General features: G+C 61.9%; 23 protein-coding genes. 12 read left to right on the top strand and 11 right to left on the bottom strand.

Annotated elements, in window-relative coordinates; genetic code table 11:
- Window positions 1–96 precede the first annotated feature (96 nt).
- A complete protein-coding gene (locus tag V7787_RS32075; RefSeq protein WP_003249578.1) occupies window positions 97–684 on the bottom strand; it encodes a TIGR00730 family Rossman fold protein in 588 nt (195 codons plus the stop codon).
- A gap of 348 nt (window positions 685–1,032) precedes the next feature.
- Here V7787_RS32075 and azu point away from each other — a divergent pair, with 348 nt between their 5' ends.
- On the top strand, window positions 1,033–1,482 hold the full coding sequence (azu, locus tag V7787_RS32070; RefSeq protein ID WP_003249580.1) for an azurin: 450 nt from the start codon (window positions 1,033–1,035) through the stop codon (window positions 1,480–1,482).
- Between the two features lie 102 nt (window positions 1,483–1,584).
- Here azu and nadE read toward each other — a convergent pair whose 3' ends face one another.
- Window positions 1,585–2,412 (bottom strand): ammonia-dependent NAD(+) synthetase, encoded by an 828-nt coding sequence (nadE, locus tag V7787_RS32065; protein ID WP_003249583.1) that lies wholly within the window; start codon window positions 2,410–2,412, stop codon window positions 1,585–1,587.
- Between the two features lie 3 nt (window positions 2,413–2,415).
- Window positions 2,416–3,621 (bottom strand): nicotinate phosphoribosyltransferase, encoded by a 1,206-nt coding sequence (gene pncB / locus V7787_RS32060; protein WP_049586710.1) that lies wholly within the window; start codon window positions 3,619–3,621, stop codon window positions 2,416–2,418.
- Between the two features lie 512 nt (window positions 3,622–4,133).
- Between pncB and V7787_RS32055 the strand changes: the two genes are divergently transcribed.
- From V7787_RS32055 to V7787_RS32035, 5 genes are all read left to right on the top strand, one after another.
- Window positions 4,134–5,270 (top strand): branched-chain amino acid ABC transporter substrate-binding protein, encoded by a 1,137-nt coding sequence (locus V7787_RS32055; RefSeq protein WP_003249588.1) that lies wholly within the window; start codon window positions 4,134–4,136, stop codon window positions 5,268–5,270.
- A gap of 154 nt (window positions 5,271–5,424) precedes the next feature.
- Window positions 5,425–6,339, top strand: coding sequence for an ABC transporter permease subunit (locus V7787_RS32050; protein WP_003249590.1), 915 nt, complete (start codon window positions 5,425–5,427; stop codon window positions 6,337–6,339).
- A 2-nt stretch (window positions 6,340–6,341) separates the two neighbouring features.
- Entirely contained in the window at window positions 6,342–7,643 is a 1,302-nt protein-coding gene (gene livM / locus V7787_RS32045; RefSeq protein WP_064492505.1) for a high-affinity branched-chain amino acid ABC transporter permease LivM, read from the top strand.
- Window positions 7,640–8,515, top strand: coding sequence for an ATP-binding cassette domain-containing protein (locus V7787_RS32040; protein ID WP_010955466.1), 876 nt, complete (start codon window positions 7,640–7,642; stop codon window positions 8,513–8,515). The genes livM and V7787_RS32040 overlap by 4 nt, the downstream gene beginning before the upstream one ends.
- Window positions 8,512–9,228, top strand: coding sequence for an ABC transporter ATP-binding protein (locus V7787_RS32035; protein ID WP_004576969.1), 717 nt, complete (start codon window positions 8,512–8,514; stop codon window positions 9,226–9,228). Before V7787_RS32040 ends, V7787_RS32035 begins: the two co-directional genes overlap by 4 nt.
- A gap of 64 nt (window positions 9,229–9,292) precedes the next feature.
- On the opposite strand, the gene V7787_RS32030 is transcribed toward V7787_RS32035, so the two are convergent.
- Window positions 9,293–9,796, bottom strand: coding sequence for a hypothetical protein (locus tag V7787_RS32030; RefSeq protein WP_336091402.1), 504 nt, complete (start codon window positions 9,794–9,796; stop codon window positions 9,293–9,295).
- A 25-nt stretch (window positions 9,797–9,821) separates the two neighbouring features.
- Here V7787_RS32030 and V7787_RS32025 point away from each other — a divergent pair, with 25 nt between their 5' ends.
- Window positions 9,822–10,586 (top strand): SDR family oxidoreductase, encoded by a 765-nt coding sequence (locus V7787_RS32025; RefSeq protein ID WP_003249597.1) that lies wholly within the window; start codon window positions 9,822–9,824, stop codon window positions 10,584–10,586.
- Window positions 10,587–10,634: 48 nt separating this feature from the next.
- On the opposite strand, the gene V7787_RS32020 is transcribed toward V7787_RS32025, so the two are convergent.
- The 4 genes from V7787_RS32020 to V7787_RS32005 all read right to left on the bottom strand — a co-directional run bounded on the left by V7787_RS32020 (window position 10,635) and on the right by V7787_RS32005 (window position 13,307).
- Entirely contained in the window at window positions 10,635–10,883 is a 249-nt protein-coding gene (locus V7787_RS32020; RefSeq protein ID WP_064492504.1) for a hypothetical protein, read from the bottom strand.
- Between the two features lie 105 nt (window positions 10,884–10,988).
- Window positions 10,989–12,089, bottom strand: coding sequence for an AGE family epimerase/isomerase (locus V7787_RS32015; protein WP_064492503.1), 1,101 nt, complete (start codon window positions 12,087–12,089; stop codon window positions 10,989–10,991).
- A 52-nt stretch (window positions 12,090–12,141) separates the two neighbouring features.
- Window positions 12,142–12,777, bottom strand: coding sequence for a TetR family transcriptional regulator (locus V7787_RS32010; RefSeq protein ID WP_003249603.1), 636 nt, complete (start codon window positions 12,775–12,777; stop codon window positions 12,142–12,144).
- Window positions 12,778–12,899: 122 nt separating this feature from the next.
- Window positions 12,900–13,307 (bottom strand): hypothetical protein, encoded by a 408-nt coding sequence (locus V7787_RS32005; protein WP_064492502.1) that lies wholly within the window; start codon window positions 13,305–13,307, stop codon window positions 12,900–12,902.
- Between the two features lie 340 nt (window positions 13,308–13,647).
- Between V7787_RS32005 and V7787_RS32000 the strand changes: the two genes are divergently transcribed.
- On the top strand, window positions 13,648–15,714 hold the full coding sequence (locus tag V7787_RS32000; protein ID WP_064492501.1) for an AsmA family protein: 2,067 nt from the start codon (window positions 13,648–13,650) through the stop codon (window positions 15,712–15,714).
- Between the two features lie 39 nt (window positions 15,715–15,753).
- Here the strand turns inward: V7787_RS32000 and V7787_RS31995 are convergent, their stop codons facing one another.
- Window positions 15,754–16,284 carry a ferritin-like domain-containing protein gene (locus V7787_RS31995; protein ID WP_020192925.1) on the bottom strand — a complete coding sequence of 177 codons (531 nt, stop codon included), beginning with the start codon at window positions 16,282–16,284 and terminating at the stop codon, window positions 15,754–15,756.
- 42 nt (window positions 16,285–16,326) lie between these two features.
- The gene (gene osmE, locus V7787_RS31990) at window positions 16,327–16,668 is read right to left on the bottom strand and encodes an osmotically-inducible lipoprotein OsmE (protein ID WP_003249613.1); all 342 of its coding nucleotides are present in this window, start codon (window positions 16,666–16,668) and stop codon (window positions 16,327–16,329) included.
- A gap of 123 nt (window positions 16,669–16,791) precedes the next feature.
- Between osmE and V7787_RS31985 the strand changes: the two genes are divergently transcribed.
- Window positions 16,792–17,682 carry an esterase/lipase family protein gene (locus V7787_RS31985; protein WP_064492500.1) on the top strand — a complete coding sequence of 297 codons (891 nt, stop codon included), beginning with the start codon at window positions 16,792–16,794 and terminating at the stop codon, window positions 17,680–17,682.
- Between the two features lies 1 nt (window position 17,683).
- On the opposite strand, the gene V7787_RS31980 is transcribed toward V7787_RS31985, so the two are convergent.
- Window positions 17,684–18,565, bottom strand: a complete 882-nt coding sequence (locus V7787_RS31980) for a DMT family transporter (RefSeq protein WP_010955459.1) — start codon at window positions 18,563–18,565, stop codon at window positions 17,684–17,686.
- 225 nt (window positions 18,566–18,790) lie between these two features.
- Here V7787_RS31980 and V7787_RS31975 point away from each other — a divergent pair, with 225 nt between their 5' ends.
- The 3 genes from V7787_RS31975 (at window position 18,791) to V7787_RS31965 (ending at window position 21,007) form a co-directional block, all read left to right on the top strand.
- A complete protein-coding gene (locus V7787_RS31975; RefSeq protein WP_064492499.1) occupies window positions 18,791–19,579 on the top strand; it encodes an AraC family transcriptional regulator in 789 nt (262 codons plus the stop codon).
- Between the two features lie 63 nt (window positions 19,580–19,642).
- Complete coding sequence (locus tag V7787_RS31970) at window positions 19,643–19,930, top strand: PsiF family protein (protein ID WP_014592571.1); 288 nt, start codon at window positions 19,643–19,645, stop codon at window positions 19,928–19,930.
- A gap of 69 nt (window positions 19,931–19,999) precedes the next feature.
- Window positions 20,000–21,007, top strand: a complete 1,008-nt coding sequence (locus V7787_RS31965; protein WP_014592570.1) for an AI-2E family transporter — start codon at window positions 20,000–20,002, stop codon at window positions 21,005–21,007.
- The last annotated feature ends 80 nt before the right edge of the window (window positions 21,008–21,087 follow it).

Genomic DNA, 21,087 nt, shown 5'->3' with positions numbered 1-21,087 from the left:
GGGAGCGGGTTCACCCGCGAATGCGTCGGTAGATCCACTATCGATTCGCGGGTGAACCCGCTCCTACAGGGTCAGTGTTCGGCCCATCCATCTGGGTCAATCAGGCTGCTTGTCGACCCACTTAGGCGCGACCGGCGCCACAAAGCTGTCCATCCCGTCCAGCAGCTCGTCCGGCTGCTGCCCCAGCAGCAACATCGCCCGGTGTTGCGGGCGCACGAAACCTTCTTCGACGATATGGTCGAGGAACCCGCCCAGCTTGTCGTAGAAGCCGTTCACATCCAGTAGCCCGAGCGGCTTGGCGTGATAGCCCAGCTGCCCCCAGGTCCACACTTCGAACAGTTCCTCCAGCGTACCCAGCCCACCCGGCAAGGCAATGAAGGCATCGCTCAGCTCGGCCATGCGGGCCTTGCGCGCATGCATGCCATCCACCACTTCCAGGCGGGTCAGGCCCTTGTGGCCGACTTCAGCGTCCAGCAGGCTCTGCGGGATGATCCCGACCACTTCGCCACCGGCCGCCATGGCCGCGTCGGCCACCACACCCATCAAGCCGACCGCGCCACCGCCATACACCAGGGTCAAGCCACGGCGGGCAATGGCCTGGCCCAGCGCGACGGCTGCTTCACGGTAGGCAGGGTTGGCGCCCATGCTGGCGCCGCAGAACACACAAACGGAACGTACGGGCATTGCTCATCTCCTGTCACTGAGGCGCACAGGTTACGGCGCATGCCGGTCACTTCCAAGGCCGGTTCATTCTGGCCGGGAGAATTCGCAGATGGCTCCTGTGGCCCCGTGGGCGTAGGCGGCGAGCAGGCTATTGAGGAAGTTGGAGATGGGCATTTGGTATTGCTCCTAAATGAGAGGTTGTCTCATCGTCCAATAAAAGGGCATGATGTGCCCTTAGATTTGTTGTATACAATCCATTGAACAATTCTACTGGCTGGCCTCTTGACGCCCCCTTGACCCATATCAGCAAGGGGCTGAACGGTTTCAGGCAGTCTCGCAATTGATAAAACCCTGCCAAGGAGATTCATGATGTTTGCGAAAGCTGTAGCGGTATCCCTGCTGACCCTCGCCAGCGCTTCTGTCTTCGCCGCCGAGTGCTCGGTCACTGTCGACTCGACTGACCAGATGTCCTACACCAGCAAGGAATTCACTGTCGACAAGAGCTGCAAGGAATTCACCGTCAAACTGACCCACTCTGGCAACCTGCCGAAGAACGTCATGGGCCACAACCTGGTGATCAGCAAGACTGCCGACATGCAGGCCATTGCCACCGAAGGCATGAGCCAGGGTCTGGATAAGGACTACCTGAAGGCTGACAACGCCGCGATCATCGCCCACACCAAGATGATCGGCGCGCCTGAGAAAGAAACCGAAGTGAAGTTCGACACTTCCAAGCTGGAAGCCGGTGGTGACTACAGCTTCTTCTGCACCTTCCCGGGCCACATCTCGATGATGAAAGGCAAGGTCATCGTCAAGTAATCAAAGGCTGACGGCGAACCCTGCAGGAGCGAGTTCACCCGCGAATGCGTCGGTGGGTTCACCCTCGTATTCGCGGGTGAACCCGCTCCTGCAGGCCACTTATCAAGGAGCGAACGGCAGTTCGCGCTTGTGCTGGGTCTTGCGGTAGGTGGCGACGATGATGTCGAACGCTGCCTGGTCAACCGGCTGCCCATGCAGGAAGGCATCGATCTGCGCGTAGGTCACGCCATGTGACGCCTCGTCCGGCTTGCCCGGCTCCAGGTCTTCCAAGTCGGCCGTTGGCACCTTTTCCACCAGTGACTCCGGCGCACCGAAGCTGCGCGCAATCGCCCGCACCTGATTCTTCACCAGCCCACTCAACGGCGCCAGGTCGCAGGCACCATCACCAAACTTGGTAAAGAAGCCCATCACCGCCTCGGCGGCGTGGTCGGTTCCTATCACCAGACCTGCGCGGGCGCCAGCGATGGTGTACTGGGCGACCATTCGGGTACGTGCCTTGACGTTGCCCACCACGAAGTCCACCAACGTCGGCGAGCCATTCTTCAACGCCGCCACTTCGGCTGCCAATGCACGCACTGCCGGGGCGATATCCACCGTGTGAACTTCATCTGCCTTGATCACATCCAGGCATGCCTGGGCGTCATGCTCGTCATGCTGTACCTGGTACGGCAGGCGCACGGCAATGAAGGTGTAGGCCTTGTCGCCGGTCTCGGCGCGCAGCTCGTTGATGGCGCGCTGGGCGAGCAGGGCGGCAGTCAGTGAGTCGACGCCACCGCTGATGCCCAGCACCAAGGTCTTGAGTCGAGCATTGGCCAGACAGTCCTTGATGAACGCCACCCGTCGGGCGACTTCGGCCTCGAGCGCTGCCGCGTCGGCGAACGGCGGCTGTACCTTCAGCGCCTGGGCAATCTCTTGCTGAACCGCTTGCATGGGTTACTCCTTGCTGGGGACTTTGAATACGTGACGCATGTAGGCGACGAAGTTCTCGTCGCGGCACTGGGTCTTGGCGGCTTCATCAGAAATCTTGGCCACCGGCGCGCCGTTGCAGTCGGTCATTTTAAGCACGATGTTCATGGGTGCCACACCTGGGATGTCGCAGGTCAGGTTGGTGCCGATGCCAAAGCTGACGTTGATGCGTCCGCGCAGGGCGCGGAAAATTTCCAGCGAGCGGGTCAGGTTGAGGCCGTCGGAAAACACCAGCGTCTTGGTCATCGGGTCGATACCCAGTTTCTGGTAATGGGCAATGGCCTTCTCCGCCCAGGCTACCGGCTCGCCCGAATCATGGCGCAGGCCGTCGAACAGCTTGGCGAAGTACAGGTCGAAATCGCCGAGGAAGGCATCCATGGTGATGCAGTCGGTCAGGGCGATGCCGAGCAGGCCGCGGTACTCGCGTACCCAGCAGTCCAGCGCAGCGATCTGGCTGTCGATCAGCCGTGGGCCGAGCTGCTGGTGGGCCATGATCCACTCGTGGGCCATGGTGCCCAGCGGCTTGATATCCAGTTTCCATGCCAGGTCGACGTTGCTGGTGCCGACAAAACGGCCGGGGAAGTCGTCGCGCAGCACCCTTGCCACTTCCTCCTGCACGCGGCTGGAAAAGCGCCGGCGGGTGCCGAAGTCGGCCACCTGCAGTTCGGCCAGCTCGTCGTCGCTGGCATGCGCACGCAGCCAGTCGAACTTGCGGTACAACTGATCCCGCGCCTCGGCCAGGCGCATGTGCGGGTGCAGATTGCGGTTGCGTACTTCGCTGATGATGGCCAGCAGCGGCACTTCGAACAGGATCACATGCAGCCACGGACCTTTCAGGCGCAGGAACAGCTGATCATTTTCGATGCCGACGTGCACGTAACGCAGATTGAAGCGGAACAGGCGCAGAAAGCGTAAAAAGTCGGGCTTGAGGAAGCTGATGCGTTCGAGGAAGGCCAGCTGGCCATCGTCCAGGGTGAGGTCGGCAAGCCGTTCGAGCTGATTGCGAATTTCGCCGAGGTAGGGGCGCAGGTCCTCACCGTTGCGGCAGCGGAATTCCCATTCGACGTCGGCGTCCGGGTAGTTGTGCAGCACACCCTGCATCATGGTGAGTTTGTAGAAGTCGGTGTCGAGCAGGTTGTGCACGATGCGCTCGGCGAATGCGCTTTCGCTCATCAAGGGGGCTCCGGAAGCGGCGATTGGCGGACATTGTGCCAGCCTTTTCCACCTTGTGTGGTTGTTCCGGCCTCTTCGCGGGCAAGCCCGCTCCTACACGGTGCGGGGACCTGCTCCTATTGTGGGAGCTGGCGTGCCCGTGAAGAGGCCGAAACAGCCAAAACAGAGGTGTTTTTCCGTGCACCAGCTAGCCTTGAAACGGTGCCGCCTGTAGCAGTCGCGCACCAGCGGTGTGCAGTTCGGTGACGTCCGCTGTTACAGGGCGGTTGCACGTAAACACTTGCCAGGGTTGCAATGATGGCACTCGACGGTTGCTCCTTGTCTGTACGTGTGGTGGCGCCTGCCGCGTGGCAGACGGTTGCACGCTCAATAAAGAAAAGGCCGCCCGTCGCCTGCAGGCACCCTTCACAGTGTGTTTTCCCGGAAGACAAAACCGATGGCACGGCCCTTGCTCTGAGTACCGGGCTGAGAAGTTGTAGTGCCAACCAAAAAAACTCTAGGAGCACCACCTCATGTCGCAGACGTTTTACAAGAAAGGTTTCCTGGCTCTGGCCGTGGCTACGGCACTGGGTGTTTCTTCGTATGTTCAGGCCGACGTCAAGATCGGTGTAGCGGGCCCCATGACCGGGGCAAACGCAGCGTTTGGCGAGCAGTACATGAAAGGTGCGCAGGCAGCGGCCGACAAGATCAACGCCGCCGGTGGCGTGAATGGCGAGAAAATCGTCCTGGTCAAAGGCGATGACGCCTGTGAGCCGAAGCAAGCCGTGGCCGTGGCCAACCGCCTGGTCGATCAGGACAAGGTGATTGGCGTGGTGGGCCACTTCTGTTCTTCCAACACGATCCCGGCCTCCGAGGTATATGACGAGGCGGGCGTGATCGCCATCACCCCAGGTTCCACCAACCCACAGGTCACTGAGCGCGGCCTGAGCGCCATGTTCCGCATGTGCGGCCGTGACGACCAGCAGGGTATCGTCGCTGGCGATTACATCGTCGACGTGCTCAAGGGCAAGAAGGTCGCGGTGTTGCACGACAAGGACACCTACGGTCAGGGCCTGGCCGACGCGACCAAGGCGCAGCTGGAAAAACGCGGCGTGAAGCCTGTGCTGTACGAAGGCCTGACCCGTGGCGAGAAAGACTTCAGCGCGGTGGTCACCAAGATCCGCTCTACCGGTGCCGACGTGGTCTACTTCGGCGGCCTGCACCCGGAAGCCGGCCCGCTGGTACGCCAGCTGCGCGAGCAGGGCCTGAAGGACGTCAAGTTCATGTCCGATGATGGCATCGTCACCGACGAACTGGTGTCTACCGCCGGCGGCGCGCAATACGTTGACGGCGTGTACATGACCTTCGGTGCCGACCCGCGCCTGCTGCCAGACAGCAAGGCGGTGGTGGAGGAGTTCCGCAAGGCCGGCACCGAACCTGAGGGCTACACCCTGTACGCCTACGCTTCGCTGCAGGCTCTGGCTGCCGCTTTCAATGGCGCGAAGTCGAACAAGGGCGAGGACGCTGCCAAGTGGCTCAAGGCCAACCCGGTGCAGACCGTCATGGGTGAGAAGAAGTGGGACAGCAAGGGCGACCTGACCGTCTCCGACTACGTGGTCTACCAGTGGGACAAGACCGGTAAATACCACCAGCTGGAAAAACAAAAATAACAACGGCCCGCGGCCCGGGCGGTTGCTCGGGCCCAAGCCCCGCGGTACCTGTCTTTATTCGTAGATCTGCACAGTTCTGCGCTGCGAGGGCCCCGCACAGGTGGCCCGCGCCGTGGTCGGCGCTCGTGCAATCTCAATCAGGTGAGATTGCGTTATGGATGGTATTTTCCTGCAGCAACTGGTCAACGGCCTGACCCTCGGGTCGGTCTATGGCCTGATCGCCATCGGCTACACAATGGTCTATGGCATTATCGGCATGATCAACTTCGCGCACGGCGAGGTGTACATGATCTCCGCTTACCTCGCGGCGATCAGCCTGGCATTGCTGGCTTACTTCGGTGTCGAATCGTTCCCCCTGCTGATGCTGGGCACCTTGTTGTTCACCATCGTCGTCACCGGCGTTTATGGTTTCACCATCGAGCGCATCGCCTACAAACCGCTGCGTAACTCTACCCGCCTGGCACCGCTGATCAGTGCCATCGGCATTTCGCTGATCCTGCAGAACTATGCACAGATCAGCCAGGGCGCCCGCCAGCAAGGCGTGCCAACCCTGCTGGAAGGCGCCATGCGTGTCGAAGTCGGGTCCGGCTTCGTGCAACTGACATATACCAAGATCTTCATCCTGGTGGCGGCCTTTGTCGGCATGGGCCTGCTGACCTACGTGATCAAGTACACCAAGCTCGGCCGCATGTGCCGTGCTACCCAGCAAGACCGCAAGATGGCCTCGATCCTGGGTATCAACACCGACCGGGTGATTTCCTACGTGTTCGTCATCGGTGCAGTGATGGCCGCCCTGGCCGGCGTGCTCATCACCATGAACTACGGCACCTTCGACTTCTACGCCGGCTTCATCATCGGTATCAAGGCGTTCACTGCCGCAGTGCTCGGGGGTATCGGCTCGCTGCCGGGGGCCATGCTCGGCGGGATCATCCTGGGTATTTCCGAGTCGCTGTTCTCAGGCCTGATCAACTCCGACTACAAGGATGTGTTCAGCTTCTCGCTGCTGGTGATGATCCTTATCTTCCGCCCACAAGGCCTGCTGGGTCGCCCGCTCGTGGCTAAGGTGTGAACATGTCCGTTGCCAAAACTGCCTCTGTTAGCGAAACCAAGGGTTTCGACCTTAAACGCAGCCTGCTGGAGACCATTGTCGCTGGCCTGCTGGCACTTATCGTGTTTGGCCCGGTCGTTGGTGTGGTGCTCGACGGCTACACCTTCAATGCCGAGCCGCGCCGCGTGGCCTGGCTGGTCGGCGGTGTGATGGTGGGGCGCTTCCTGCTCAGCCTGTTCCTGCAGACTGCCCCCGGGCAGCGCATGCTCCTGGGCTTCGACAGCGGTGGCTCGGGCGTGCATGTGACCGCACCGGACTACAAGTCGCGTCTGCGTTACATCATCCCCGCGCTGATCGTGATTGCCATCATTTTCCCGATCTTCGCCAACAAGTACCTGCTGACCGTGGTCATCCTCGGCCTGATCTACGTATTGCTGGGCCTTGGCCTGAACATCGTGGTCGGCCTGGCCGGCCTGCTCGACCTGGGTTACGTGGCGTTCTATGCCATCGGTGCCTACGGCCTGGCGCTGGGTTACCAGTACCTGGGGCTGGGCTTCTGGAGCGTGCTGCCGCTGGCGGCCATCGCTGCAGCGCTGGCGGGGTGCATCCTCGGCTTCCCGGTGTTGCGCATGCACGGTGACTACCTGGCGATCGTGACACTGGGCTTTGGCGAGATCATCCGCCTGGTGCTGAACAACTGGCTATCGTTCACCGGTGGCCCCAACGGCATGCCGGCACCTTCACCCACCTTCTTCGGCCTTGAGTTCGGCCGCCGGGCCAAGGATGGCGGGGTGCCGATCCACGAGTTCTTCGGCTTCGAGTACAACGCCAGCCTCAAGTTCGTGTTCATCTACGCGGTGCTGTTCTTGGTCGTGCTGGCAGTGCTGTACATCAAGCATCGCCTGACTCGCATGCCGGTCGGCCGGGCCTGGGAAGCGCTGCGCGAAGACGAGATCGCCTGCCGTTCGATGGGCCTGAACCACGTGCTGGTCAAGCTGTCGGCCTTTACCCTGGGCGCCTCGACTGCCGGTCTGGCGGGGGTGTTCTTCGCCACCTACCAGGGCTTCGTCAACCCGTCGTCATTCACATTCTTCGAGTCGGCGCTGATCCTCGCCATCGTCGTGCTGGGTGGCATGGGCTCGACCGTGGGTGTGGTCATCGCGGCGTTCGTGCTGACCGTGGCGCCGGAACTGCTGCGCAGCTTCTCCGAGTACCGGGTGCTGCTGTTCGGCGTGCTGATGGTGCTGATGATGATCTGGCGACCGCGTGGGCTGATCCGTATCAGCCGTACCGGTGTGACCCCACGTAAAGGAGTGGCGCCATGAGCGACGATATCATTCTCTCGGTCGACAACCTGATGATGCAGTTCGGTGGCATCAAGGCGCTCAGCGACGTCAGCCTGAAGGTCCGGCGCAACCAGATCTTTGCCCTGATCGGCCCCAACGGCGCCGGCAAGACCACGGTGTTCAACTGCCTGACCGGCTTTTACAAGGCCAGTGGCGGACGTATCGAACTGAACGTGCGCGGCAGCCACACCAACGTCATCCAACTGCTCGGCGAACGCTTCCAGGCGGCCGACTTCGTGTCGCCTGCGCGCTTTGCCAACCGTATGTACTACAAGATGTTCGGCGGTACCCACCTGGTCAATCGCGCCGGCCTGGCGCGCACCTTCCAGAACATTCGCCTGTTCAAGGAAATGTCGGTGGTGGAGAACCTGCTGGTGGCCCAGCACATGTGGGTCAACCGCAACTTGCTGGCCGGGGTGCTCAACACCAAGGCCTACCGCAAGGCCGAAAGCGATGCACTGGACCACGCCTTCTACTGGCTGGAAGTGGTGGACCTGGTTGATTGCGCCAACCGCCTGGCCGGCGAGCTGTCGTACGGCCAGCAGCGGCGTCTGGAAATCGCCCGGGCCATGTGCACGCGGCCGAAGATCATCTGCCTGGACGAACCGGCGGCGGGCCTTAACCCGCAGGAAACCGAGGCACTCAGCCGCATGATCCGTGTGCTGCGTGACGAGCACGACATCACTGTGGTGCTGATCGAGCACGACATGGGCATGGTCATGAGCATCTCCGACCATATCGTGGTGCTGGACCACGGCAACGTGATTGCCGAAGGTGCGCCGCAGGACATCCGCCACAACCCGACGGTGATTGCCGCCTACCTGGGTGCAGACGAAGAGGAACTGGTATGAGTGCACCCATTCTCGAGCTGAAAGACCTGGACGTGTTCTATGGGCCGATCCAGGCACTGAAGAAAGTCTCGATGCACATCAACGAGGGCGAGACGGTAAGCCTGATCGGCGCCAACGGTGCCGGCAAGTCGACCCTGCTGATGTCGATTTTCGGCCAGCCGCGGGCGGCATCCGGGCATATCGTGTACCGCGGCACCGACATTACCCGCAAATCCTCGCACTACATCGCCTCCAACGGCATTGCCCAGTCGCCGGAGGGGCGCCGGGTGTTTCCCGACATGACCGTCGAGGAAAACCTGATGATGGGTACCATCCCCATCGGCGACAAGCATGCCGACGAAGACATGCAGCGTATGTACGAGCTGTTCCCGCGGTTGAAGGAGCGGCGTAACCAGCGGGCCATGACCATGTCCGGTGGCGAGCAGCAAATGCTGGCGATTGCCCGGGCGCTGATGAGCCGGCCGAAGTTGCTGTTGCTGGACGAGCCCTCGCTGGGGCTGGCGCCGATCGTGGTCAAGCAGATCTTCTCGACTTTGCGAGAGCTGGCCAAGACCGGGATGACCATCTTCCTAGTGGAGCAGAACGCCAACCATGCGCTGAAACTGTCGGACCGGGCCTATGTGATGGTCAACGGGCAGATTCGCATGACCGGGACCGGGCAGGAACTGTTGGTCAATGAGGAAGTGCGTAACGCTTATCTGGGCGGGCACTGAGTTGTATGCAGGGGCTGCGATGCAGCCCCCTTCTCAATGTGGAAAACTTGTCGTTCCCTTCTCCCTAAACACACCCATATTCCTTCGCAAGCCATTGTTTCCACAGGCCAACTCTTTTCCACGGATAGTGTGGAGCCGCCTGTGGAAAACATGGTGGCATATCGCTCAAGGCCTTGAGTATCAAGCCCTGTAGCGATTTGATCATTTTTTGTTCATATCTCCGTTGTGGATGATTTTCCCAAGCTTTCAAAATCTCTGCGTGCGCTTCAAGTGCAGTGCCAATCCTGTGGATAACTCTGTGTAAAAACCTTGGACAGACCGCTGCAGGCGGCATGTTTGAAAGCCTTGCGCCATCATCGCCAAGATATCCACCGACCACAACCTGCTGAAAGGGTTCCGTGCAGTGGACAAGTTGCCCCCAATCCGTGGGGAAAGCCTTGTGGATAACATGCGTATACCTGGCGGCGAGCCCTCTGCCGCAAGGGTTTGCAGAATATGAACAAAAAATGAACAGCCCCTGAACGGCTTGCTGCCAAGGCCAGGCGCGGGCATGCTGCAAAGCTGCCATGACAACCTACCGTGAGGAACACAGCATGACGTCCACCGTATTCATCACTGGCGCGACTTCCGGTTTCGGCGAGGCCACCGCCCGCCGCTTCGCAGAAGCCGGCTGGAAGCTGGTACTCACTGGGCGCCGCAAAGAGCGCCTGGATGCCCTGTGCGCTGAACTGTCGGCCAAGACCGAAGTGCATGGCCTGGTGCTGGACGTGCGTGACCGCAAGGCCATGGAGCAGGCTATTGCCAATCTGCCGGCCGGCTTTGAAAAGATTCGCGGTCTGGTCAACAACGCCGGCTTGGCACTGGGTGTGGATGCTGCGCAGAACTGCAGCCTGGACGACTGGGAAACCATGGTCGACACCAACATCAAGGGCCTGATGTACACCACTCGCCTGCTGCTGCCACGGCTCATCGCCCATGGCCGCGGCGCGTCGATCCTGAACGTCGGGTCGGTGGCGGGCAACTATCCGTACCCGGGCAGCAACGTGTATGGCGGCACCAAGGCCTTCGTCGGCCAGTTCTCGCTGAGCCTGCGTTGCGACCTGCGCGGTACCGGCGTGCGTGTGAGCAACATCGAGCCGGGCCTGTGCGAGAGCGAGTTCTCGCTGGTGCGCTTCGGGGGTGACCAGGCCAAGTACGATGCTACCTACGCGGGTGCGGAGCCGATTCAGCCACAGGATATTGCCGAGACCATCTTCTGGATCCTCAACCAGCCGGCGCACATCAATATCAACAGCCTTGAACTGATGCCGGTGAGCCAGGACTGGGCAGGGTTCTCGATCGACCGATCAAAAGGCTAAGCACGAGGCGCGAACCGGAAAGATCCGGTTCGCGGAGCAACGCATCGCTCAGTTGATATAGTAAAAGCCGGTTCTTTCTTTAGGGATGATGCCTAACGCTTGAAGGACATCGTTGATGGCGTCATGCCGGCCCATGTCCTCGGCCGTTGCTTTGCAATTGATGACACGGCGCAGGCTTAGCAGGTAGCTGAGTTTGCCATGGGAGTGCTCGTCATAGCGGTGGCCGTGATCGATTATCTTCTGTGCCGCTCGGTTGATCTGCTCTTCGACAAATGCCTTGAAGGCTTCTGCTTCCATGTTGGTTACTCCTGAACGTTCGAGAAAGGAGCACCAACATAGGCGTGGGGAGATGCTTCCGGCAGAGGGAAACGCTCACCCCTGACAGGTTCGTTGTATGGACAGTCAGAAGTTCGCCTGATTCAGCCCTTCCAGGCAGGTAGCCAAGTGATAAGGCGTGGTCGATGGCATGTCATCCCTGCTCACCGCGCCGTCACCCCCTCGGCACTCATACCAGCCGGCGTCACGCAGGAACCGCGCTGAAAGGGCGCCTAACTGCCCCGCGAGCTTTGCTTCACTGCCTTCACGCAATGTAAGCGCCCGCAGGTACTCGGCCTGCGCCCAGATACGCTGGGAGGCATCAAGCACCCGGCCATCCACATTCAGCATGGCCAGTACGGCCGCATCCTTCACCCCGAATTGCTCGGCAAAGCCGAAGGCCCGGTCTATCGACGCGTGCAGCGGCGTGTCACGCAGCAGCGGGGAGGTATGCAGCAGATAGAACCACTCGAACTGGTGCCCAGGCTCGAACCAGTTATCCACAGCCCCGCGTGGCTTTTCCAGCATCAGGCCATGGGCCGGTTCAATGAAATGCGCCTCGAGCGCCTGACACAATTGCAGCAGCGACTGGCGGACATGTTCGTCGTCACGCACAGCCAGTACCTGCAGGAACGCTTCGGCCAGGTGCATCTGCGGATTCTGCAGCGGGCCACTGCCGAGGTTGGCCCAGTCTTCGCCCAGGCAGGCTTCGTACAGGCCATCGTCACGGGCGAACTGCTGGTCGATGATGTCCAGCGCGGCATTCAACGTGGACTCCACCAGGTTTTCGCGCACTTTGCCCCAGTAGTGCGCGCAGGCGAACACGATGAAGGCGTGGGTATACAGGTCCTTGCGCCGGTCCAGCGGCTTGCCGTGGGCGTCGATGCTGTAGAACCAGCCCCCGTGCTCGGCATCGTGGAAGTGCTTTTGCAGCGAGCGAAACAGGGCTGCGGCGCGTTCGGCGGCGCCCGGTTGGCCGATACGGCTGCTGAACACGTACAGCTGGCGTGCACAGGCCATGGCCCGGTAGCGCTGCACCGGCAACGGTTGGTGCTGGGCGTCCAGCGCTTCGTAGGGCAGGGCCATGTCGGCGTTCCAGCCCGGGCCTTGCCACAGCGGCACGATGCGTTCGGCGAAGTGCTGGTTGAAGCGGGCCAGTTCGGGCAGGGTGGGGCAGGGGTCGGACATTTGGGCGCTCGTCGCTGTCGGGCAGGGCGCCATGGTAGCAGAAGTGGGGTTTTCAGTAGCCTGGGTTGCCGAGCCCCTGCCAATGCCGCGCCCCGACAAAGATGAAGCGCAATTGCTGGGTGATCTTTTCCTGCGGCGTCAGGGCCTGTGGATAACCCGCTTCCGGGTTGTCGATAAGCTCGGGCAGGGTGGCGAACACGGTCTTCACCACCAGGTCGGCCATCACCGCAAGCGCGGCGCTGTCCAGGTGTTGCCAGCGCTTCATGCGCGCAAGGTCGGTGGCAAGGTCGTCGCTGATATCCTGGCGCAGGCGGGCAATGGCCTGGCGCACGGCCTGTGCACCGCCGTACTGCTCGCGGGCCAGGAACAGGAACTGCGCGCGGTGGGCGGCTACCACGTCGAGGAAGATGCGCACCGAGGCGTCGGTGATGCCGCCCAGTTCGAATTCGTTCTGGCGCACCAGGCGGATGGTCTGGCGGAAGGTGGTGTCGATTTCGGCGACAAGTGCCAGGCCCAGGGCGTCCATGTCGGAGAAATGCCGATAGAAGCCGGTCGGCACGATGCCAGCTGTCTTCGCCACCTCGCGCAGGCTGATACTGCCGAAACCACGGCCACTCTCCATGAGCAGGCAGGCGGCATCGAGCAGGGCCTGGCGGGTCTGTAGCTTCTGTTCGGCGCGCGGCAGCATGGTGCGGGCTTCTGTAACGGTCAGGCTGGGCACTCTAGATAAAAAAACAAAGCCCGGTCAATGGACCGGGCCTGGAGGGGAGCAAGCGTTGTGACAGAAGTTGTTCTTTTCGGCCATGGCGATCAGCTCATACGGCTGAGTTCAACCAGGCGATCCGAGCCACCTTCAGCGACACGGCCAGCTTGTTCGATCAGACGATCGGAGCCGCCTTCGGCAACACGGCCAGAACGTTCGATCAGGCGATCGGAGCCACCTTCGGCAACACGGCCAGAACGTTCGATCAGGCGATCGGAGCCACCTTCAGCAACGCGGCCAGAACGTTCGATCAGGCGATCGGAGCCACCTTCGGCAACACGGCCAGAACGTTCGATCAGGCGATCGGAGCCGCCTTCAGCTACGGTGTTCAGCGGCTGGGCGATTTCGGCTGCGCTGGAGCGCGCTTCGGACGTCAGGTGTTGCTCGGACGCCGGCAGGGCGAAAGCGTTGGCGGCCAGAAGGGACAGGGTCAGGGTCAGCAGATGGCGTTTCATGATTTCGGTGCTCCTCTCGGGGGCTGGAAAGTGGGTACGAAGCCAATGCTACGCCGCGTAACGCCAGAGAGAAGTTCATACGGGTAATGGTAACAATCGACCATATTGATAGAGGGTTGCAGTGCCTCTATTCCGGACCTTGCAGCCATTCAGGCAACCACCGGCCCCTGTTGGCGGTGGGTAACATGTGCAGTCTGGCGCGACACATTCCTGAGCAAAGGGCCAGGAAAAACTTCGCTATCATGGCGCCATTGATAAAACCTCACGGGTTTTCATCAGTCGGAGTTATTGAGGCCATCGCAGCGCCTGTTTTCTGTCATGCCGCAAGGAGAATTACGCAATGACGCGTCCCGCCAGAATCCTCGTCTGGACCCTCGCCAGCCTGCTTACCGTGCTGGCGATCCTGGTGGTAGTAATTGCCACCTTCGACTGGAACCGCGTCAAGCCACTGCTCAACGAGAAGGTCTCCGAAGCCTTGCATCGGCCCTTCGCGATCAACGGCAACCTCGCCGTGCACTGGCGTACCGAGCCCGAAGAGGGCGGTTGGCGTGCCTGGGTGCCTTGGCCGCACTTCATTGCCGAAGACCTGACGCTGGGCAACCCCGAGTGGCTCAAGGAGCCGAAGATGGTCGGCCTTGAGCGCGTGGAGTTTCGCCTGGCGCCGCTGCCGCTGGTGTTCCAGCAGATCAGCATACCCCGCATCAACCTCACCAAGCCCACTGCCAGCCTCACTCGCCTGGCCGATGGCCGCGCCAACTGGGTCTTCGACTTCGGCCCCAAGGATGAAAACGCCGAACCTTCCAAATGGCAGCTGGACATCGGCGCCATCGGCTTTGACCAAGGCAACGTCAGCTTCGACGACCAGACCCTGAAAACCAGCATGAAGGTGCAGATCGACCCGCTTGGCAAACCAATCCCGTTCAGTGAAATTGTCGGCAAGGCCAGCGCCGAGAAGGCCGGCGGTGCGCAGGACTATGCCTTCGGCCTCAAGGCCCAGGGCCGCTACAAAGGCCAGCCAGTGTCCGGCACCGGCAAGATCGGTGGCCTGCTGGCCCTGCAGGACGCCAGCCAGCCGTTCCCGCTGCAGGCCGACGTGCGCATCGCCGACACCCATGTGGTGCTCGCCGGCACCCTCACCGACCCGCGCAACCTTGGTGCCCTCGACCTGCGCCTGCGTTTGTCGGGTGCCAGCCTGGGCAACCTCTACCCATTGACCGGCGTCACCTTGCCTGACACCCCGGCCTATTCCACCGACGGCCACCTACGCGCCAACCTGCAGGCGGCGCAAGGGGCGTCGTTCAATTACCAGGGCTTCAACGGCAAGATCGGCGACAGCGATATCCATGGGGACCTGGCCTTCGTTGCCAGCCAGCCACGGCCCAGACTGTCCGGCAACCTGGTATCGAACCAGTTGCTGTTCAAGGACCTGGCGCCGCTGATCGGTGCCGACTCCAATGCCGAACAGAAGGCCCGCGGCGGTGCCAGCAAGCAGCCTGCAGGCAAGGTGCTGCCAGTGGAGGCGTTTCGCACCGAGCGTTGGCGGGCAATGGACGCTGATGTCACCTTTGCTGGCAAGCGCATCGTGCACAGCGCGCAACTGCCGTTCACTGACCTGTCGGCCCATGTGGTGCTCGAAGACGGCCTGTTGCGCCTGGAGCCCCTGCGCTTTGGCGTGGCCGGCGGCAGCCTGGCCTCCAACATCCGCCTGGACGGGCGAAGCGTGCCCTTGCAGGGGCGCGCGAAGTTGACTGCGCGGGGCTTCAAGCTCAAGCAACTGTTCCCCACCTTTGCGCCAATGCAGACCAGCTTTGGTGAGCTCAATGGCGACGCCGACATCAGCGGCCGTGGCAACTCGGTAGCCGCCTTGCTGGGTACCGCCAATGGCGACCTGCGCATGCTGATCAACGATGGCGCCATCAGCCGTAGCCTGATGGAAATCGCCGGGTTGAACGTAGGCAACTATGTGGTCGGCAAGCTGTTTGGTGACGAGGACGTGAAGATCAACTGTGCGGCAGCCGATGTAGGCATCAAGGATGGCCTGGCGACTACGCGGCTGTTCATCTTCGATACCGAGAACGCGATCATCTACATCGACGGCACGGCGAATTTCGCTTCCGAGCAACTGGATTTGAACATCACCCCGGAATCGAAAGGGCTGCGGTTGTTCTCGCTGCGTTCCCCCCTGTATGTGCGCGGACCGTTCGCCAAGCCGAACGCCGGTGTGCAGGCATTGCCGCTGGCGTTGCGTGGCGCAGGGATGGTTGCGCTGGGGGTGGTGGCAGGGCCGGCGGCGGGGTTGCTGGCGCTGATTGCGCCCAGCAGCGGGGATGACCCGAACCAGTGCACACCGTTGTTGCAGCAGATGAAGGCAGGCAAGGCGCCGGCGGCGGTGAAAGCGCGGAAATAGCAAGGGGCCGCTAAAGCGGCCCCTTGAGGGTGTCAGAAATCAAAGACCTTGCAACAGGTCGGACATATCGTCCGCGTGCTCCTCTTCCTGCGCCAGGATGTCTTCGAAGATACGACGGGTAGTCGGGTCTTTATCCCCGATGTACTGAATGATCTCGCGGTAGCTGTCGATGGCAATGCGCTCTGCCACCAGGTCTTCCAGCACCATCTCTTTCAGCGAATTGCCGGCCACGTACTGGGCATGCGAGTTCTTGGTCAGGTTGTCGGGGTTGAAGTCCGGCTCCCCGCCCAGTTGCACGATGCGTTCGGCCAGCTTGTCGGCATGTTCGGCTTCCTGGTTGGCATGTTCCAGAAACTCCTCGGCAGCCACACTGGCTTTGATGCCGCTGGCCATGAAGTAGTGGCGCTTGTAGCGCAGCACACAGACCAGCTCGGTGGCCAGCGATTCATTAAGCAGGCGCAGGATCTGTTCACGGTCGGCGTGGTAACCCTCGGTCACTGCGCCTTGCTCCACATGCTGGCGTGCACGCTCGCGCAGGGTTTTCACATCGGTCAGTTCAACATTGCTCATGGTTATCTCCAGCAGGGGTCAGGGTCGGGTCGGAACACAGGCTTACGCGCCATGCAGGGCGTCGCTGTCCTCCTGGCGTTGCTTGCAGGTCTTGAAGCCTTTGGCATCCACATGGCCGGTGGCATCGAAGCGCACGTAATAGGGCTGCTGCTTGCCATCGTGGTTGAGGATGTAGTCGTTGCAGGTGCCCCCGTGCGGCAGGTCGATCACGCTCGACGGGCTGCCGCCAATGGCGATGACCTTCTGCATGGTCATACCGTTCTCCACCTGCTTGACCAGCGGCTCATCGCGGTAGGTGACGTAATCCACCGGGTTTTCCGGGCGGCTGCCGCAGGCGGCCAGGGTGGCGCTTGCCAGAAGGATTGCCAGGGTCTGCTTGTACATGGTCCCGCTCCTTGCAAAGGGTCTGTGTGGTTTTGAACCACAGCGCGCGCCAGGAGTTCGATTGCGATGGTCATCATGGCCGCTGTAGTGTTGGCCCGTCCTACACGCAAAGGAGCTGCGGCAATGCAGCAGGATTTGGCCACGCGATACCCGCTGGTGCTGGTGCCGGGCATGCTCGGGTTTGTCCGGATGGTGCTCTACCCCTACTGGTTCGGCATTGTGCCGGCCTTGCGCAAGGGCGGGGCGCAGGTGTTTCCGGTGCAGGTTTCGCCGCTGCATTCCAGCGAGGTACGCGGCGAGCAGTTGCTGGCGATCATCGAAGATATCTGCCAACGTACCGGCGTTGACAAGGTCAACCTCATCGGCCACAGCCAGGGCGCCCTGAGCGCGCGTTACGCAGCGGCCAAACAGCCGGGGCGGGTGGCGTCGGTCACCTCGGTGGCGGGGCCCAATCATGGCTCCGAGCTGGCCGACCACCTGGAACGCACCGCACCGGGCGATTCACCCCAGGGGCGCATCCTCAAGGCCCTGCTGCATGGGTTTGCCGTGCTGCTGGTGTGGCTGGAAACCGGCTGGCGTCGCGACCCGCTGCCGGTAGATGTGCACGCCTCGCACCAGTCGCTGACCAGCGCCGGGGTGGCACTGTTCAACCAGGCTTATCCACAGGGCCTGCCGCAAACCTGGGGTGGGGAAGGGGCCTATGAGGTCAATGGCGTCCGCTATTACTCCTGGTCTGGCACCTTGCAGCCCGGCCTGACAGACCAGGGGCGCAACCGCTTTGACGGCAGCAGCCGCTTCTGCCGCCTGTTCGCACGCAGTTTCATCAAGGAAAAGGGCCATTGCGACGGCATGGTCGGGCGTTTCAGTTCGCACCTGGGGCAGGTGATCGGCGACGATTACCCGCTCGATCACCTGGACATCGTCAACCAGTCGCTCGGTGCCGTGGGCAAAGGCGCGGAGCCTGTGCGGCTATTCACCGAACATGCTGCCCGGCTCAAGGCGGCGGGGCTTTAGCTCAAGTGCCTTGGCGGCGGATCGGCGTGGTCCAGCGTTCGGCCAGCACTACGCCGGCCAGGGTCAGCAAGCCGCCGACGAGGTGGTAACTGGCCAGTTGTTCGTCGAGCACCACGGCGGCGATCAGCGCAGTGACAAGCGGCAGCAAGTTGAAGAACAGTGTGGTGCGGCTGGGCCCCAGGCGGTGTACGGCCTGCATCCACACCAGCGGCGCGATCATCGAAGCCAGTACGCAGGCATACAGGACCAGGCCGATGTTGTGGCTGTTCAGGCCGGTCTTGTCTGACAGCAGGAACAGCGGTAGCAACACGACGATGGCCACCAACACCTGCAGGTACAGCAGCTGCATCGGCGGCAGGCGCAGCTGCCATTTCTTCAGCAGGAAGCTGTAGAGCGCGTAGGCCAAGGTTGCCACCAGCATCAACAGATCGCCGCTGTTCAGCCCTTGCTGCAGCAGGCTGGCGGGATGGCCGGCACTGACCACTTCAAGCACGCCGAAGAATGACACCACCGCGCCCAGCAGGGCACCGTAGCTCAGGCGCTGGCCCAGCCAGGCGATGGACAGCGCCAGTGACATCAGCGGCATCAGCGAGAGGATGATGCCCATGTTGGTGGCACTGGTGATGCCGGCGGCGAAGTAGGCCAGGCTCTGGTACATCGCCATGCCCAGCACGCCGAGCACGAACACCTTGGCCAGGTGCGGGCGGATGGCTGCGCGGTTGCGCCACACGGCAGGCAGCAGGAACGGCGTGAACAGCAAGGCGGCCAGCAACCAGCGGTAGAAGCCGATCTCTGCAGGGTGGATGGCACCGGCGGACATCTTGGTGACCACGGTGTTGCCGGCCCAGATGAGGATGGCGGTGAGGGGGAACAGGTAGTTCATGCAGCAGGGTACTCGCTGGGGGCTGGAATGGGGCTGCTTTGCAGCCCTTCGCGGGTGAACCCGCTCCTACGGGGGATACACAGGCCTGGAGGCTGGCGCAGATCCTGTGGGAGCGGGGAGCCCGCGAAGGCCTGCAAGGCAGGTCCTCGATAGGCCTGTATTATCGAATGTCTGTCTACAAGCCTATACTTCTATCCAGACAACCGACCCTGCAAAGCAGACAGCATGCCGCGTAAATACCTCGATATCCCCCAGTTCACCCAACTGCCGGCCCCGGTGTACTTCCGCCACGACGAGTTCGTTGCCGACACCCACAGCGCCGTGCATCAACACGCCTGGGGCCAGCTGAACTACACCGCCCACGGCGTGATGCAACTGGATGTGGCCGGCCAGCGCTTCCTGTCGCCGCCGCACTACGCCGTTTGGGTGCCGCCCGACACCGAGCACGGCTGCTACAACCCCCAGGCCATCGTCTACCGTTCTATCTATCTCGACCGCAGCCTGTGCGCAGCGCTGCCACCGCACCCGTGCAGCCTGATGATCAGTGACATCCTCAAGGCCATCCTCGGTGACTTCGCCCGGCGCAATCTGAAGGTGGCCGAGGACGAGCGTGACCAGCGCCTGGTACAGGTACTGCTTGACCAGTTGCTGCTGGCGCCCACCTTGGCCTGCTACCTGCCGTTTGCCCACAGCGATGGCTTGCGCCAGGTGCTCGACGCGCTCAGCGCCGAGCCGGGGGACAACCGCCCGCTGGCCGACTGGGCCGCACGCGTACACGTCAGCGAACGCACCCTGGCCCGCCAGTTTCTGCGCGAGCTGGGCATCAGCTTTGGCGAATGGCGCCTGCGCCTGCGTTTTCTGCGTGCCATAGAAGCGCTGGAAGCCGGCCTGCCCATTCAGGCCATCGCCTTCGACCTTGGCTACAGCAGCGCCTCGGCGTTCATCGCCATGTTCCAGCGCCAGGCCCGGTGTACGCCGGAGCAGTACCGCCGGCAGGCGCGGGCGGGGCGTTGAATATTCTTGGCTACACTCAGCTCGACCCCCGTGCATCGGGCGCGGAGCCAAGGAGACCACTCCATGAAAGTGCTGCAAATCCCGTTACTGGCGCTGGCGGTGTTGTTCAGTGCCCAAGGTTTCGCTGCCAATACCGCGCAGCAGGAAAAGATGAAAACCTGCAACGCCGACGCCACCGCCAAGGCCCTCAAGGGCGATGAACGCAAAGCGTTCATGAGCACCTGCCTGAAAAAGGATGTGCCCCAAACCCAGCAAGAGAAAATGAAGACCTGCAATGCTGACGCCACCACCAAAGCCCTGAAGGGGGACGAGCGCAAGGCCTTCATGAGCGATTGCCTGAAGAAGAAATGACCTGCGCCTATGCCTGCGCCGCCAAGGCTGGCAGACTGCGGCATTCCCGCTGTCTGCCGTCGAGGCTGTATGACCTTTACCCCCCGTCAGATCACCCTGGCCAGCCTGATCATCGTCATGGCTGGGCTGCTGCTGGCTTTGCCCCTGAAGTTGCTGCCCAGCCTGCTGGCCGGTCTGCTGGTGTTCGAACTGGTCAACATGCTGACCCCGCGCCTGCAACCGCTGCTTGCTGGCCAACGCGCGCGCTGGCTGGCCGTGGCGTTGCTCGGCACGCTGGTGGTCAGCACCCTGACACTGCTGATTGCCGGTGCCTTCAGCTTCCTGCTGCACGAGGCGGAAAACCCCGGCGCCTCGCTGGACAAGTTCATGGCCTTGGTCGAGCGAGCCCGCAGCCAGTTGCCCCCTTTCATCGAGGGCTACCTGCCTGCCAGTGCCGCAGAGTTCAAGGTGGCCATCGGCGACTGGATCAAGAGCCACCTGAGCGATTTGCAGCTGGTGGGCAAGGGCATGGCGCACATGTTCGTGACGATGCTCATCGGCATGATCCTCGGCGCCATCATCGCTTTGCAGCGCATTCCCGATATTTCCCGGCGCAAGCCCCTGGCGGCGGCGCTGTTCGAACGTCTTAGCCTGCTGGTGAAGGCGTTTCGCAACATCGTGTTCGCGCAAATCAAGATCTCGCTGCTCAACACGATCTTCACCGGCATTTTCCTGGCCGTGGTGATGCCACTGTTCGACGTACACCTGCCGCTGACCAAGACGCTGATCGTGCTGACCTTCCTGCTGGGCTTGCTGCCGGTGATCGGCAACCTGATGTCCAACACCTTGATCACCATCGTCGGCCTGTCGCTGTCGATCTGGGTGGCGGCAGCGGCGCTGGGTTACCTGGTCGTCATCCACAAGATCGAGTACTTCCTCAACGCGCGGATCGTGGGTGGGCAGATCAGTGCCAAGGCGTGGGAATTGCTGCTGGCGATGCTGGTATTCGAGGCGGCGTTCGGGCTGCCTGGTGTCGTGGCGGGGCCCATCTACTATGCCTATCTGAAGAGTGAGCTGAAGCGGGCGGAGCTGGTCTGATCATGTAGTGGCCTGTACCGGCCCTTTCGCGGGTAAACCCGCTCCTACAGGGGCCTGTGGCCAATCACCGATGTGTGTCC

This window comes from Pseudomonas sp. CGJS7, assembly GCF_036961695.1.
This window is presented reverse-complemented; position numbering and strand designations above follow the sequence as displayed.